This is a genomic window from Tenacibaculum pelagium (genome assembly GCF_014062345.1).
Classification (GTDB): Bacteria; Bacteroidota; Bacteroidia; order Flavobacteriales; family Flavobacteriaceae; genus Polaribacter; species Polaribacter pelagius.
Genome location: NZ_JACGLS010000005.1, coordinates 93,185 through 108,048, shown reverse-complemented (window position 1 = coordinate 108,048; position 14,864 = coordinate 93,185). Strand labels below are relative to the sequence as shown.

15 protein-coding genes and 1 other RNA gene are annotated in these 14,864 nt (G+C 31.0%); 3 read left to right on the top strand and 13 right to left on the bottom strand.

Annotated features, from left to right (window positions below; translation table 11 throughout):
• Window positions 1–286 precede the first annotated feature (286 nt).
• The 7 genes from rnpB to H3Z83_RS10965 form a co-directional block, all read right to left on the bottom strand.
• Window positions 287–598: RNase P RNA component class A (gene rnpB / locus H3Z83_RS10995), an RNA gene on the bottom strand.
• A gap of 256 nt (window positions 599–854) precedes the next feature.
• Window positions 855–1,976 (bottom strand): molecular chaperone DnaJ, encoded by a 1,122-nt coding sequence (gene dnaJ, locus H3Z83_RS10990; RefSeq protein WP_182125544.1) that lies wholly within the window; start codon window positions 1,974–1,976, stop codon window positions 855–857.
• 44 nt (window positions 1,977–2,020) lie between these two features.
• Window positions 2,021–2,584, bottom strand: a complete 564-nt coding sequence (locus tag H3Z83_RS10985) for a nucleotide exchange factor GrpE (RefSeq protein WP_182125543.1) — start codon at window positions 2,582–2,584, stop codon at window positions 2,021–2,023.
• A gap of 105 nt (window positions 2,585–2,689) precedes the next feature.
• On the bottom strand, window positions 2,690–3,949 hold the full coding sequence (locus H3Z83_RS10980; RefSeq protein ID WP_182125542.1) for a hypothetical protein: 1,260 nt from the start codon (window positions 3,947–3,949) through the stop codon (window positions 2,690–2,692).
• 24 nt (window positions 3,950–3,973) lie between these two features.
• Window positions 3,974–5,284 (bottom strand): UDP-N-acetylglucosamine 1-carboxyvinyltransferase, encoded by a 1,311-nt coding sequence (gene murA, locus H3Z83_RS10975; RefSeq protein WP_182125541.1) that lies wholly within the window; start codon window positions 5,282–5,284, stop codon window positions 3,974–3,976.
• Window positions 5,285–5,938, bottom strand: a complete 654-nt coding sequence (locus tag H3Z83_RS10970) for a DUF4290 domain-containing protein (protein ID WP_182125540.1) — start codon at window positions 5,936–5,938, stop codon at window positions 5,285–5,287.
• A gap of 46 nt (window positions 5,939–5,984) precedes the next feature.
• Window positions 5,985–8,309 carry an ATP-dependent helicase gene (locus H3Z83_RS10965; protein ID WP_182125539.1) on the bottom strand — a complete coding sequence of 775 codons (2,325 nt, stop codon included), beginning with the start codon at window positions 8,307–8,309 and terminating at the stop codon, window positions 5,985–5,987.
• A 225-nt stretch (window positions 8,310–8,534) separates the two neighbouring features.
• On the opposite strand from H3Z83_RS10965, the gene H3Z83_RS10960 reads away from it, so the two are divergent.
• Genes H3Z83_RS10960 through H3Z83_RS10950 form a run of 3 tightly spaced genes read left to right on the top strand, consistent with a single transcriptional unit; the run spans window position 8,535 to window position 10,364 of the window.
• Window positions 8,535–9,152 (top strand): SatD family protein, encoded by a 618-nt coding sequence (locus H3Z83_RS10960; RefSeq protein WP_182125538.1) that lies wholly within the window; start codon window positions 8,535–8,537, stop codon window positions 9,150–9,152.
• Entirely contained in the window at window positions 9,149–9,862 is a 714-nt protein-coding gene (locus H3Z83_RS10955; protein ID WP_182125537.1) for a DUF3307 domain-containing protein, read from the top strand. The genes H3Z83_RS10960 and H3Z83_RS10955 overlap by 4 nt, the downstream gene beginning before the upstream one ends.
• Window positions 9,852–10,364 (top strand): DUF7935 family protein, encoded by a 513-nt coding sequence (locus tag H3Z83_RS10950; protein ID WP_182125536.1) that lies wholly within the window; start codon window positions 9,852–9,854, stop codon window positions 10,362–10,364. The genes H3Z83_RS10955 and H3Z83_RS10950 overlap by 11 nt, the downstream gene beginning before the upstream one ends.
• Window positions 10,365–10,398: 34 nt before the next feature.
• Here H3Z83_RS10950 and H3Z83_RS10945 read toward each other — a convergent pair whose 3' ends face one another.
• Genes H3Z83_RS10945 through gshB form a run of 6 tightly spaced genes read right to left on the bottom strand, consistent with a single transcriptional unit; the run spans window position 10,399 to window position 14,823 of the window.
• Window positions 10,399–10,629, bottom strand: a complete 231-nt coding sequence (locus H3Z83_RS10945) for a hypothetical protein (RefSeq protein WP_246337546.1) — start codon at window positions 10,627–10,629, stop codon at window positions 10,399–10,401.
• Window positions 10,630–10,631: 2 nt separating this feature from the next.
• Window positions 10,632–11,789: a flavohemoglobin expression-modulating QEGLA motif protein gene (locus tag H3Z83_RS10940; protein ID WP_317167228.1), complete on the bottom strand. Its 1,158-nt coding sequence runs from the start codon at window positions 11,787–11,789 to the stop codon at window positions 10,632–10,634.
• A gap of 32 nt (window positions 11,790–11,821) precedes the next feature.
• Window positions 11,822–12,652 carry an N-formylglutamate amidohydrolase gene (locus H3Z83_RS10935; protein WP_182125534.1) on the bottom strand — a complete coding sequence of 277 codons (831 nt, stop codon included), beginning with the start codon at window positions 12,650–12,652 and terminating at the stop codon, window positions 11,822–11,824.
• 2 nt (window positions 12,653–12,654) lie between these two features.
• Window positions 12,655–12,981 carry a hypothetical protein gene (locus H3Z83_RS10930; RefSeq protein WP_182125533.1) on the bottom strand — a complete coding sequence of 109 codons (327 nt, stop codon included), beginning with the start codon at window positions 12,979–12,981 and terminating at the stop codon, window positions 12,655–12,657.
• A complete protein-coding gene (locus tag H3Z83_RS10925; protein ID WP_182125532.1) occupies window positions 12,981–13,820 on the bottom strand; it encodes a sulfurtransferase in 840 nt (279 codons plus the stop codon). Before H3Z83_RS10925 ends, H3Z83_RS10930 begins: the two co-directional genes overlap by 1 nt.
• Window positions 13,810–14,823, bottom strand: a complete 1,014-nt coding sequence (gene gshB, locus H3Z83_RS10920) for a glutathione synthase (protein WP_246337544.1) — start codon at window positions 14,821–14,823, stop codon at window positions 13,810–13,812. Before gshB ends, H3Z83_RS10925 begins: the two co-directional genes overlap by 11 nt.
• Window positions 14,824–14,864 lie beyond the last annotated feature (41 nt).

The following is a 14,864-nucleotide window of genomic DNA, read 5'->3' as shown; positions in this document are numbered from 1 at the left end:
TATAAAACGACTTATTAATATCTTTAGAATAGAAATCTATCAATATTAAAAGCTAAATGTTCTATAATATATTGTGTTAATTTTAAAGCTTCACAAAAATACGTTTTTAGCCTCAAATTAAAAAATAACCAACAAAAACAGCAAAACAATGAGAATCATCAATTACAAACATATGTTTTTACAAATATCTCAAAAAAAGAATATCAAAGAGAATGAAAAATTACGAATATGATAATTCGTGTTTTTTAAAAAGTTCAAAAATAAACCTATAATGATTCTAAATAGGAAAAAAAGCAGACCAGTAAGCTGGATTCTGTTCCTCAAAAAAATGAGGCTCTTATCATTTATCTAGTTTTACAATTACTCGTAAAATCAATCTGCCTACCCTTTAGAATCGTGCGAGTTACACTCAAGTTCTAATATACATGGCATTGCACCGCATAGAGTTTACCTGGTTTCACTACAGCATTACCTGTACATACTTTCTGTTGCACTTGTCCTCGATTTACATCGGACGGATGTTATCCGCTATGCTACTCTATGGTGTCCAGACTTTCCTACTTGCACTAAATACAAGTCGATAAGATAGGCCTGCTTTAAATTTTTGTGATAGCTAAATTACTATGTTTATTTAGAAACTAGCTTCTATATTAAAAGAAAAAACCCACTCAATAAATTGAGTGGGAAAATTGCTATGAAAAAGAAAAAGTGCCTAGGATATCTCCTAGACACTACAAATATAGTAATGTTTTTTAATAAAAAAAAAGCTTTTAAAAAAAATTAACACGAAAAATGTATTTTTTTCCTTAAAAAGAAACCTCAATCAAAAAAAGATTGAGGTTTTATATTAATTTTTAAGAAAACATGTCTTTAACTTTCTCAAAAAATGATTTATCAGATTTTTGAGGATTTGGACTAAAGTTCTCATCTTCTTGCATTTGTTCAAAGAATTTTCGTTGTTCTTTTGTTAACTCTTGAGGTGTCCAAACATTTATATGAATTAAGAAGTCACCATTACCATATCTTTCGATACTTGGTAATCCTTTTCCTTTTAATCTTAAAATTTTACCAGATTGTGTACCTGCTTCAATTTTAATTTTAACTTTTCCTGTTACTGTTTCTACTTCTTTTGAAGTTCCTAAAACTGCTTCAGAGAAATTAACATATAAATCGTAATGAATATTACTTCCTTCTCTTTTTAAAGTATCGTGCTGAATTTCTTCAATCAATACTAATAAATCACCAGAAATAGAATTCTTACCAGGAGCTTCATTCCCTTTTCCTCCTACTTTTAATTGTACGCCTTCAGTAACTCCTTCAGGAATATTAATCGAAACTGTTTCTTCCTTAACAACTAATCCTTGAGCATCTGATCCGTTTGGTTTACTACCAATCATTTCTCCTGCTCCTTGACAAGTACCACATGTAGTTGCTGTTTGCATTCTACCTAAAATAGTATTGGTAACTCGCATTTGCTGACCAGAACCATTACAAGTAGTACATGTTTTATAAGTAACTCCTTCTGCTTGAACTTTACGACGAACTTTTACTTTCTTTTCAACTCCGTTAGCAATTTCTTCTAAAGTAAGTTTTACGCGAATACGTAAATTACTTCCTTTAACTCTAGCTTGACGTCGACCTCCGCCTCCGCCAAAGCCACCGAAACCTCCGCCGAAGATATCACCGAATTGACTGAATATATCATCCATATTCATACCGCCTCCTCCGAAGCCTCCACCTCCTTGGGGACCATCGAAAGCAGCATGACCGTACTGATCGTAACGAGCTTTTTTATTATCATCACTCAATACTTCATATGCTTCAGCACATAGCTTGAATTTTTCTTCAGCATTTTTATCATCCGGGTTTTTATCTGGATGATATTTTATCGCCATTTTACGATATGCTTTTTTAATTTCAGCCTGCGATGCCGATTTTGAAATACCTAATACTTCGTAATAATCTTGTTTTGCCATTCTAATAATCTAATCTGCTATTTTTTACAAACAACAGTTTTAATTTATGCTTGTCCTACCACCACTTTTGGGTGACGGATAATCTTATCTCCTAACTTGTATCCTTTCTCTACACAATCAATCACTTTACCTTTTAAATCATCAGAAGGTGCTGGTATTTGTGTAATAGCTTGGTGAACTTCTGCGTCAAAAACATCTCCTTGTTTAACATCAATTGCTGTTAAACCTTTTTGCTCTAATGTTTTTACCATTTTTTGATAAATCAACAATACACCCTTACGTAATTCTTCTGCCTCTTTATCATCTTCAATATGTGTCAAAGCACGCTCAAAATCGTCTAAAATTGGCAGTAAAACTGTCATTACTTCTTGTCCTGCAGTTTTAAAAAGTTCGATACGCTCTTTTGTGGTACGTTTTTTATAGTTTTCGAACTCAGCAAATAAACGTAAATACTTATCTTTTTCTGCTTGAATTAACTCTTCTGTCGTTGGTTCTTCTTTTACCTCAACCTCCTCGTTTTCTTGAGTTTCTTCTTGATTAGCTTCAAACTCTTCGGCTTTTAAAGCATCTTTTAGTTCGTCTTCTTTTGTATATTGATCTTTACTCATTGTAAATCGTTTCTTTAATTTCTTCAGCATACTTTTATCAATAATATTGCCAATAAAAAAATCGTGTCAACATGACACGATTTTTTTATTTATAAATAATTAATATTAATACAATCTAATATCATCACCATTTTCAACTTTATAAAAAGGAACGTAATCTCCTTTAATCAACTTAAAAACTATTGTCTTCCCACTTTTTAAAACTATCTTAACTTTATCGTCACAAGTATAAAAGTATGTTGGTTCTTCATCAACAAATAATTTAGCGGTAGGACTTCTACCCTTATCTAAAGAAACTATATTAGATCCTGAATATGCAACGAATTTTTCAAGGACTATTTTTGTGAAATTTCTTTTCTTTCTTCCTAAATCAAACTCACCATCTTCCTTAAATACAAATTCATACATATAGTTTCCTTCTCTACTAACCTCATGAAATTCGGATGTTTTATAATTCTTTACAAAATCTTGTGTTTTTGAATAATCTTTATAACCAGACATGAAAACATCAAAAAACCCTGCGTTCTTTTTAGCTAAATCAGCATATTTCTTAGCATTCTCTATATCATTTAATAAGATATATGCAGATGCTATGTTAGTGTATATTACTTTTAATTTTCTTTTTTCTTTTAATTTTTTTCCAAAATCAACATCTAACTGTTTCTTCCAGAATTCAATTGCTTTATTCAAAGCTTCTGGTGATTTATTCTTTATTATTTCTTCCACTATGGGCTTAGAGATCTTATTAAATTCAGAAGCTTTACCTTTTTTTACTTTTCTAAATTCTCCAAAATATAAACCTATTTTTGATGATCCTGTAAATAAAACACTTAGTTCTTTTAAATCTTTTTGAACCTCGCTTGTTAAAATCATTGCCTTAGATTTATTTCTTAGAAATCTATTTTCTGTAGGATAGTTACTTAAGTATGCAGTTATAGTAGAATTTACATCTCTGATTTTATTGTAAATTAATTTATCTCCATCAATAAACATCATTAAATTCATAGTCCCTTGTAAAACAAGAGCACCTGCGTTATTTTTCAATTGGCTACCTTTAAAACCAACTACTATTTGCAAATCAGCATTATTCTCAACTTCATCTAATCCGTCAATTTCTAAACCTTGAGTTAAAGATCTTAATGTAGGATAATCTTTAAAACTATCTGGTTTTTTCTCATCTTCATCATATTTATGATTCCAGTATACACCATCATCTTGAATTTCATAGCTGAAAGTTTCGAAGTTTTTAAAAATTTCTGGTTGAGAAAAAGCTAATTCAAATTTCTCATTTTTAAACTTAGCTTTTTGAGAAAATGCATTTGTAAATGCAAACAAAATTACTAAAAGAAATAAATTTCTCTTCATGGGGTTTTTATTATTTATAAGTGATTAATTAATTCTTTCAATCTTAGCACCGATAGATTTTAAACGAGCTTCAATATTCTCATATCCTCTATCTATCTGTTCAATATTATTAATTATTGATGTTCCTTTTGCTGATAAAGCTGCAATTAATAATGAAATACCTGCTCTAATATCTGGTGAAGTCATTTTAGTTGCTTTTAATTGTGATTTGAAATCGTGACCAATCACCGTAGCTCTATGCGGATCACATAAAATTACTTTGGCTCCCATATCGATTAATTTATCGACAAAGAACAAACGGCTTTCAAACATTTTTTGATGAATTAATACTGTTCCTTTTGCTTGTGTAGCAACTACTAACACAATACTTAATAAATCTGGTGTAAACCCTGGCCAAGGTGCATCTGCAACTGTTAATACAGATCCGTCAATATAATTTTGAATCTCGTAACTTTCTTGTTCAGGAATATATATATCATCTCCTTTTCTCTCTAGCTTAATTCCTAATTTTCTAAACACATCAGGAATTTGTCCTAAATCTTTCCAGCTAACATTTTTTATAGTTAATTCAGAACGGGTCATTGCTGCCATACCAATCCATGATCCTATTTCAATCATATCTGGTAAAACTCTATGCTCACATCCTCCTAAAGATTCAACTCCTTCAATAGTTAATAAATTAGAACCTACTCCTGAGATTTTAGCTCCCATAGAATTCAACATTTTAGATAATTGTTGAATGTATGGTTCGCATGCAGCGTTATAAATTGTTGTAGTTCCTTTTGCTAATACAGCAGCCATTAAAATATTAGCTGTACCAGTTACCGAAGCTTCATCTAATAACATATCGGTACCAACTAAACCTGTTTCGGTTTCTACTCCGTAGAAATATTCTTCTTTATTATAACGGAATTTAGCTCCTAAACGAATAAAACCTTCGAAGTGTGTATCTAAACGACGACGGCCAATTTTATCTCCTCCCGGACGTGGAATATACCCTCTTCCAAAACGAGCTAATAACGGTCCAACAATCATAATAGAACCTCTTAACGAACTTCCATCTCTTTTAAATTCAGCAGACTCTAAATATTCAAGGTTAACTTCATCCGCTTGAAAAGCATATGAATTACTACCTAGTTTTTCTACTTTAACTCCTAGTTCGCCTAAGATAAAAATCAGTTTATTAACATCAATAATATCAGGAACGTTATTTACTACAACTTTTTCAGGTGTTAATAATACTGCACATAAAATTTGCAATACTTCATTTTTAGCTCCTTGAGGCGTAATAGTTCCGTTTAATTTGTGACCTCCTTCAATTTTAAATGATGCCATTTATTTTTTTCTGTATTTATTATTACTGTAATTACTTTTTCCTTTCTGGTTATTTTTATGATGTCCTTTACCTTGATTATTACGTTTTCTAAGTAAATTTTTACTTTCAGACAGTTTCTCTTCTGACTCTCTTAAATCAATTTTTCCGCCAGATAAATCATATAAATGTTTAAAGATAACAGTATCATCAACAGTATCTTTATTCCAGTTTAAGTAACATTTTTTCATGTGGTTCGCAATGGTAAACACCAACGCTTCTCTCTTATCTCCTTCTTCCCAAGTTAAAGCAATATCGATCATGGTTTGAATATTATTACCATAATAACGGTATCTAGAAGCCGATTTAGGATAGTCCATCTTTTCTGGCTTCTCTCTTAACTCTTCTTTAGATGGAACTTCGTATTTTGAATCAACATCTAATTTAAAATCAGCCATGATATGTAACTGATCCCATAATTTATGTTTAAAATCTGGCACATCACGTAAATGCGGTTGTAAATTCCCCATTACATCTATGATCGCTTTCGCCATTGTATTTCTTTCTTCTTTACTCTCTAAAGCAATACAGTGGTTTACTAGTTTCTGGATATGTCTTCCATATTCAGGTATTATTAATGTAGACCTTTCTGAATTGTATTCTAAATCAAACGTCATTTCTCTATAATTTATCTATGCAAATTAAGTAATTATTATGGATTAGCTATCCGATTACCTTTAATTTTGCGAATTGTAATAATAATTTCTTCTTCCCCACAGTACTAAACTTTATTTCAGCTTTTTTATTGGGTCCTTTTCCTTCTAAAGCAATTACTTCACCAGTTCCGAAGCGATTGTGCTCTACAAAATTACCAACAACAATTTCTCCGTCAAATAAATTAGCTTTTGCGCTTACTTCAGAAACTTTTTTCATTTTTCCCTTTGGTGGCACCACAGCTGGTTTTGCTTTCTTAGCTAAAAACTCTTGTCTCTTTTTCTGAATTGGTTTTTGAAAACGAATTCTTTTAGGTGAATCATCAAATAAACTCGCATCAATAAATCGATTTGCAGATGGCTCTGGTGCTTTTGGAGCAATATGCTCTACATACTTTTCATCAATCTCTTCTAAAAACCTACTTGGTTCACCGTCGGTTAATTTACCCCAACGATAACGTGTTTGTGCATAGGTTAAATATGCTACTTTTTCTGCTCTAGTTAAAGCTACATAAAATAATCGACGCTCTTCTTCTAGCTCACTACGTGTATTCATACTCATTGCCGAAGGAAATAAACTTTCCTCTAAACCAACAATATAAACATACGGATATTCCAATCCTTTTGATAAGTGAATCGTCATTAACGAAACTCTTGGTGTATCATCCTTCTCACTATCAAAATCTGTTGCTAAAGCTACATCTTCTAAAAACACTGCTAAAGATGAATCCTCTCCAGTTTCAATTTTATCTGTAATAAAATCTTTTATTCCGTTCAATAATTCTTGAACGTTTTCAACTTTATTAACTCCTTCTGGTGTTCCGTCTTTTTGTAAATCTTTAACTAACTGCGTATTCTTCACTACCAAATCAGCAATTTCAAAAGCATTCTTTGTTTTTGCTTCAATTTGAAAACGCTGAATCATACGAACAAAATTCTCTAATTTCGTTTTTGTTCCTGAGTTTATTTTTAAATCAACTTTATCTAAATTTAATAAAATTTCAAAAATTGATTTATTATAATGATTTGCCGCAATCGCTAATTTATCAATCGTAGTTGCGCCAATTCCACGAGCTGGATAATTGATAATTCTTTTTAACGCTTCTTCATCATTCGGATTGATTAACATACGTAAATACGATAGTAAATCTTTAATTTCTTTACGCTGATAAAAAGAGATTCCTCCGTAAATTTTATACTTAATATCTTTTTTACGCAACGCATCTTCCATGGCTCTCGACTGCGCATTGGTACGATATAAAATTGCAAAAGAATCATTTGTTAATTGGTGGTTCATTTGGTTTTCCCAGATAGATTGTGCTACAAAACGCCCTTCTTCTCCATCAGAAATTGTACGCATTATTTTAATGCTTTCTCCAGCATCGTTTGCCGTCCAAACTTCTTTATCTAACTTGGTTTTATTTTTATCAATTACACTATTTGCAGCCTCTACAATATTACTTGTAGATCGGTAATTTTGTTCTAATTTAAAGGTTTTAACATCTGGATAATCTTTTTGAAAATTTAAGATATTATTGATGTTTGCTCCACGGAAACTATAAATACTTTGCGAATCATCTCCTACCACACAAATGTTCTGAAAACGATCTGCTAATGCCCTTACTATTAAATATTGCGAATGATTGGTATCTTGGTACTCATCAACCATTATATAACGAAAACGATCTTGATATTTCGCTAATACTTCAGGGAATCGAGTTAATAACTCGTTGGTTCTTAATAATAAATCATCAAAATCCATCGCACCAGATTTAAAGCATCTTTCTACATATGCTTTATAAATATCACCAACTCTTGGTCGGCTTGCTTCTAAATCTGCTTGTTGTAAATCGGAATTATTAAAGTATGCGCGAACTGTTATCAAGCTATTCTTAAACGACGATATTCGACTTAAAATCTGTTTTGGCTTATAGCGATCTTTATCTAAATTCATTTCTTTGATAATCGCTGTTATCAAACGAACTGAATCTTGTGTGTCATAAATGGTAAAATTAGATGGATATCCTAAACGATCTGCTTCTGAACGTAAAATACGCGCAAAAACAGAGTGAAAAGTTCCCATCCATAAATTCTTTGCTTCGCTATGTCCAACTACTCCGGCAATACGCTCTTTCATTTCACGAGCCGCTTTGTTAGTAAAGGTTAGCGATAAAATATTAAATGAATCGACTCCTTGTTGCATTAAATGCGCAATACGATAGGTTAAAACTCTTGTTTTACCAGATCCTGCTCCTGCAATAATAATCATAGGGCCATCTTTTTGCAAAACAGCTGCTCTTTGTGGTTCGTTAAGTTGCTTTAAATAAGTATTCAAATGAAAAAAATTGAAAGAATTTTAAAAACGGAAATTTAACCATTCTTTTAGGTTTTGTAAAGATTATTTGTCAATTTTTATTCACTATTTTCCCTCAATAAATTCGTCTTAAAACCCAAATAAAACAAAATTCGTCTTAAAACCCGAAAATTAAATAATTCGTTTTAAAACCCGAATTATTTTGAAAAATGAATTAGAAAAACTACATTTACTAAAATTTATATAATGACAAGCATTATAACTGGTGATATTATTAATTCTAGAAAAGTCTTAACTACGGAGTGGCTACCTATTTTAAAGCAAATTTTTGAGGCTGCTGGGAGCTCTCCTAAAACATGGGAGATTTTTCGTGGCGATAGTTTTCAGGTAGAAATTAAAAACGTTTCTGATGCTTTTCTTTTTGCTATCGAACTAAAAACTGCTATTAAAAAAATAAAAGGATTAGATATTCGTTTAGCAATTGGTATTGGAGAAAAAAGCTTTGACACAAATAATATTACTGAAGCCAATGGAGAAGCTTTTATAAACTCTGGTTTTGCTTTTGATCATTTATTAAAAAAACAAAACTTAGCAATTAAAACACCTTGGAGTGCTGTTGATGATGAGTTTAATGTTTCTTTTAGCCTAGCTTTACTTGTTATGGATAACTGGACTGTAAACTCTGCTGAGTATGTGAAAATGTATTTAGAAACACCTAAAGCTACCCAAAAAGTAATTGCTAAAAGATTAGATATTTCGGAAAGCAGCGCGAGTGAACGTAGAAAAAGAGCTGGTTTTGATGAAATTATGAAATTAGAAAAAAGATTCAGACAGGTTATGGAACAAAAAATTGCAGACTCATGATTTTATTTCTAAAACTACTCATAGCACATTTATTAGGCGATTTTGTCTTTCAACCTAAAAGCTGGGTAAAAGATCGAAAAAAGAAGAAAATAAAATCTTTAAAACTATATGCACATATAGGTGTTCATGCGCTATTATTATTTCTTTTATTAGAATTTAATATAAAATATATTGGTGGAATATTATTAATAATCGTTTCTCATTTTCTTATTGATTTAGGAAAAGTATACCTCCAGAAAAAGAACACAAAACGAATTTTATTTTTTGTGGATCAGGCTTTGCATTTGCTTTTTATAGGATTCGCCTTTTTATTATATGAATCAGCTGCTTTTAATTTTTCTGAGGTAATGAATCAACAAAATTTACTTTTAATCGCTTGCTTAATCTTTGTTACTTACACTTCGTCTATTATTATCAATACAATTATTTCTAAATGGAATCCTGTAAAAGAAAAGAAATCTGAAGAACAATCTTTAGCCAACGCAGGTAAATATATTGGTTTTTTAGAACGTTTATTAATATTTGTATTTATAGCCATTAATCAATGGGCTGGCGTAGGTTTTTTACTCGCAGCAAAATCAATTTTTAGATTTGGAGATTTAACCGCATCAAAAGATAGAAAATTAACAGAATACGTGCTTATCGGAACTTTATTAAGTTTTGGATTGGCTATTTTAACAGGACTTGTATATTCGCATTATGGAAGATAAAATTATTGAAGGATTAGCATACGCATTACCAGCTTTAATAACTGGTGGAGTTGCTTATTTAATATTAAGCAGATTTATAGAACAAGATAATAATGAGAAAAAGTTTAACGCTTTAGTTGATAAAAAACGTGAAAGCTTGCCAATAAAACTTCAGGCTTACGAACGCATGCTATTGTTTTGTGAACGTATAAACCCTACAAAATTATTATTAAGAGTAAACCCTATTGGAACCGACACTAATAGCTATTTACAACTCTTAATTGGAAATATAGAACAAGAGTTTGAACATAATTTAGTGCAACAACTATATATTTCTGAAGATAGTTGGAAAGCTGTTTTAGCCGCAAAACTTTCGATAATAGCAAAACTTAGAAAAGTTGCTGAAACTGCCGAAACTGCAAAAGATTTACGAGAAAATGTATTGATTGATTATTCTCAAAGTGAGAATCCAACTCAAACTTCAATTGCATATTTAAAACAAGAAGTAAAAAAACTGATCTAAATAAAAAAGGCTCGCAAAATGCGAGCCTTTTTTATTATTTTTCTTTAGTTAAGAAATAATAAATCACATACAACCATCCTAATATTCCATGAATAATTGCGTATAAAATAGATTTATTTCTATCCCATGAAATAACTATTGCTATCATAGCTCCTAAACCTATACCGTTTTTCGCTATCACTTTATTTGTAACTCCGCTATCGTGCGCAAAAGTTTCGATAGCAAACAATAATAACATCGTTACTAATAATCTTTTCTTTATCATATTTATTTTAAATTTTCCAGAATAAAATCTATAGTTTTGTTTTTGTTAGAATTCGCTGCATAAGCATCTGTAATATGTTTTGAGTTTACTGCATATTTGTTTTTAATTAAATATTTAATATCATCAATAAACTCTAAAGAAACTTTTCCTGTCAGCAACAAACTTATGTCTTTTCCTGATTGAAAATAATCGTAAATTTTCTTTAAACCTGTTAAGTATAAATAGTCTTTTGTAAATCCGCCGCCTCTATGAACTCTAGCACTTATATAAAAAGCTTGTTCTCGTTCTAAATCATAGGTGTTATGCAATAACCTAAATGTTTTAGAAAATGTATAACCTTTAGCTAAACTATCAACAGCAATAACTCTGTATGCTAATTCCTTTAATCTTTTAATGGTTAAATTACCAGACATATACTCACTAAAAACTGCTAATCCTTCTTGTGTTTCTACATTGTTAGGGAATCCGTGAGAAAATATTTTAAGCGGATGTAACAAACCATTCATCGTTGTTACCATGTGTACGCCAACTTCATGATTAGTTAAAATTGCCATTTCGTTTTCAGAAAATGTATGATTGCTATTTAACACCAATGTTTGAATGTTGTTTAACACCATAGCAATGGCTCCCATAGTTGAAGATTCTTTTATATTAAAAGTAAAATCATACTTATTAGCATACTCTTTAAAAATAGTTTCTGCTTCTTTTGTAGAATATTTTGGTTGAAAAATAGCATCAGCTTCATTTTCGGTTTCAAAATGTAAAATGAACTTCGCGTTTTCTACATCTTGCTCAGTTGGTGTACCAAACGATCGTAAACTATTGTAGTAAAACTTTTTTTCTTCGCCTATCGTTTCTATACACTGAATTAATCCTGAGTAAGAATAAATTATCTCTTCGTATAAACTTCGAATCTTTTCATCTTCGATTAACTCTAATTTTAAAGTAAAAAACTCTCTGTGCAACTTAAACTTATCAAAATCGCGAGTAGGATATTTAAAAACTGGATTGATTGTATATTTTGATGCAAAAAAAAGTTCTTTTTGCTCTTCAATATTTATTGGATTTACATAACTTAAAAGCTCAATTTTCTTAACTAGCTTATCAATTTGTTCATCAATAGCATAAAGAGTATTAATTGCTACATTGGTATCATTCATCATAATTCATTTACAAAATAAGAAGCACAAATTTACAATTTATGGGCTTTATAAAATGTTTCTGCATGCTTTTTTAATTCAGTTTTCAAATAATCTTCTACAGCAATAACAACTTCTGGATACATTATTTGATTTAATTCATCGCAATACACCTTTGCAATTTCTGTTGCTAAAACCAATGTATTCTTAAAATTTTGGGTAATGTATTTTAAGAAATATCCATTTCCTTGAAAAGTATCGTTAATTTTTGAAGTAGATTTTATACCGTTTGGTAAAGGCATTTTTTCTAAAATACTTCTCCAAGATTCTATTGCATTTCCAAATCGATCACTATCAACATTCGATGTCCCTAGATTCCAAGTAGGTACTTCCCTGTCCCAACGCTTCCAGTTATATGAATGCATATCATACACAACACAAGTAGAAAACTTTTCTTCTATTTTAGTTATTAAGACATGTACTACTTTATAAAAATTAGCATGTTTAGCTAAACTTTTTTGATGCATTTTATCAGACAATGGCTCTTTCCATAATTGTTTACCCCAAGCATCCGTATAAATTGCTGTTTCAGGCGCTCTATTTAAATCGTATTCGAACCTAGAGTCTGTTCCTGCAATTACTATTGGATGCGATTGTACCATTGCTTTGGTAGCAGGATCTTCTTCGTACCAACGCTCATATTCGGTATGTAAACAATTACTCCATAGCTCTTTTCTAAACTGATGTCCATCATGCACTGCACCACAAACGTATGGCACATATTCATCAATTTTTAAGGTGAAAGAATAATCGCTTGAAACTGCTTCAAAAATTTCTTCTTTTTGAATCTTATTTATGATTTCGTTTACTGAAAGTTTTAACATGCTTAACTTAAAATTTTCTGCAATAAAACAAACACCTTCTTTTCTATAGCATCAACGGTTCCATCAGCAAAGAAAACCTCCTTTATATCATTTAACAACTCTTTTCTATCTTGAATAGAATAGTTGTTTTCTAATAAATATTGTTGAATTTTCTCTATGTTCTGATGCTCACTTTCAACAACAATCTCGGTATGCATTTTGTTAAATGTTGCCTCATCTACTTTAGAAAGAATATATTTTCTTTCTTCATCAGTTTCTATATAATTACAGTGAGCTGCGTATAGTAACACATATACTTCAAACTCTCTTTTGGTCCAATCTAAGCTCATTATTTTTCAATTGGGTTTTCTAAATTACTAGCCCATGCTGTCCATGAACCATCGTAAACTTTATAATTTGTATTTCCTGCTACTTCGCTTCCTAAAGCTAAAATACAAGCGGTTATACCTGAGCCACAAGAAAAAATTACTTCTTCGTTATTAGGGTTTATCTTTAAAAATAATTCTTGCAACTCTTTCTTCGTCTTCATTTCACCATCAGTTTGCAATTCTGAATATGGCAAACTTTTAGAATTCGGAATATGCCCCCCTCTTAAATCTGCTCTTGGTTCTGGTGCTGTTGCATAAAAACGTCCTTCTGATCGTGCATCTAAAATACAATTATCATTCATCGAAGCATTTAACACTTCTTGTGAACTACTTACTTTTTCTGATTGATAATTGGCTTTAAAATTACCAAGATTTAGGTTTCTCTTTTTTGGTATTTCAGTTGGATAATTTAATTGATTCCATGCTGGCAAGCCTCCATTTAAAACTGCAACATTCTTAAAACCAAAAGTTTTAAACAACCACCAAACTCTTGGTGAAGAGTACACACCTAAATCGTCGTAAACCACAATACAACTATCTTGGTTAACCCCTAACTTCTGAGCTTCTTTTTCAAAATAAGATGCCTCAGGAATTGTATTAGGAAACGTTCCTTCTTTATCTAAAAAAACGTTTTTTAAATCAAAGAAAACAGCATTTGTAATTTGCTGTTTTTCTTTTTTAATATCATTTTTGGTGCCTACTTTAGCAATTGTTGCATCTAAAACAATTAAGTTTTCTGCATTTAGATTTTCATATAACCAATTAGCAGAAACCAAAGGGTTGGTAATACTAAGCTTCATCAACTCGTCTCTTTAAATCAGTCATACGTCTAAAAGAAGCATTCTTTTCTAAAACCTTACTTTCTAAAAAGTCGATTACTTTTTCTTGTATTTTTACTTTCGATACTTTGTTTATGTAGGTAATACCTCCTGGACTCATTACATTTACCTCTACCAACTTACCTCCAATAACATCAATACCCACAAAATACAATCCGTCTTTTACAAGTTTTGGTCCTATCTTCTCACATAATTTTTTCTCAGCAACTGTAAGTTTATGCTTTTCAACTCTACCTCCAGCAGTAATGTTTGATCGATGGTCTTTATCTCCAGGAATACGTCTCATTGCTCCTATCGGTTTACCATTTAATAATAATATTCTTACATCACCTTTGTCTGCTCCTTCTATATAATCTTGTAAAATCACGTAATCAGACGACCCATCACTTTTATAAATGTAAAAATCAAGTAATGAATTAATATTACTCATTGCTGATTTTTCAATTAAAATAACTCCTGATCCACCATAACCATTCAACGGTTTTAAAATCATTTTATCACAAGGTGATTCTTCAATCATTTTAATTAAATAATCCTTATTTTTAGATACGTGCGTAACCGGAATAATCTCGTTATTAGGATCTTCAAAAACTGCTGTATATAACTTATTATTTGCCTCACGCATTCCTTCTACAGAATTGATAACAAATACGTCGTCTTTAACCGAGTCTAAGAAATTCAACATTAAAGGATCTAATGGTGGATTTCCTCTCATAAAAATAGCATCGAACCCTGCTAAAGGCAACATTTCTTCTCTTAAAGTTGCTTTTTTATAAAACGATTTTATACTTGTAGGTACTTTATCTATCCTATTAATAATTGCGCAAAATGCATTAGTAACACTGTTACGAATTGTTAAATTTGATGGTGTGCAAATGGCGACTCCATGACCTCTCTTTACACATTCATGAATTAGTGTTAAAGTTGAATCATTCTCAGGATTAATCTCCTCCCAAGAATACATTAAAAAGCATATATTCATCCGATTAAGGGTACTAGTTTTTA

What these genes read in the sequence shown, in the direction of transcription:
- H3Z83_RS10930 (WP_182125533.1), bottom strand. Translation starts at nt 12,981, where the DNA reads ATGAGCTTAGATTGGACCAAAAGAGAGTTTGAAGTATATGTGTTACTA.
- H3Z83_RS10980 (WP_182125542.1), bottom strand. Translation starts at nt 3,949, where the DNA reads ATGAAGAGAAATTTATTTCTTTTAGTAATTTTGTTTGCATTTACAAAT.
- H3Z83_RS10935 (WP_182125534.1), bottom strand. Translation starts at nt 12,652, where the DNA reads ATGTTAAAACTTTCAGTAAACGAAATCATAAATAAGATTCAAAAAGAA.
- H3Z83_RS10970 (WP_182125540.1), bottom strand. Translation starts at nt 5,938, where the DNA reads ATGACGTTTGATTTAGAATACAATTCAGAAAGGTCTACATTAATAATA.
- H3Z83_RS10955 (WP_182125537.1), top strand. Translation starts at nt 9,149, where the DNA reads ATGATTTTATTTCTAAAACTACTCATAGCACATTTATTAGGCGATTTT.
- dnaJ (WP_182125544.1), bottom strand. Translation starts at nt 1,976, where the DNA reads ATGGCAAAACAAGATTATTACGAAGTATTAGGTATTTCAAAATCGGCA.
- H3Z83_RS10960 (WP_182125538.1), top strand. Translation starts at nt 8,535, where the DNA reads ATGACAAGCATTATAACTGGTGATATTATTAATTCTAGAAAAGTCTTA.
- H3Z83_RS10940 (WP_317167228.1), bottom strand. Translation starts at nt 11,789, where the DNA reads ATGAATGATACCAATGTAGCAATTAATACTCTTTATGCTATTGATGAA.
- H3Z83_RS10945 (WP_246337546.1), bottom strand. Translation starts at nt 10,629, where the DNA reads ATGATAAAGAAAAGATTATTAGTAACGATGTTATTATTGTTTGCTATC.
- H3Z83_RS10925 (WP_182125532.1), bottom strand. Translation starts at nt 13,820, where the DNA reads ATGAAGCTTAGTATTACCAACCCTTTGGTTTCTGCTAATTGGTTATAT.
- murA (WP_182125541.1), bottom strand. Translation starts at nt 5,284, where the DNA reads ATGGCATCATTTAAAATTGAAGGAGGTCACAAATTAAACGGAACTATT.
- gshB (WP_246337544.1), bottom strand. Translation starts at nt 14,823, where the DNA reads ATGTATTCTTGGGAGGAGATTAATCCTGAGAATGATTCAACTTTAACA.
- H3Z83_RS10985 (WP_182125543.1), bottom strand. Translation starts at nt 2,584, where the DNA reads ATGAGTAAAGATCAATATACAAAAGAAGACGAACTAAAAGATGCTTTA.
- H3Z83_RS10950 (WP_182125536.1), top strand. Translation starts at nt 9,852, where the DNA reads ATGGAAGATAAAATTATTGAAGGATTAGCATACGCATTACCAGCTTTA.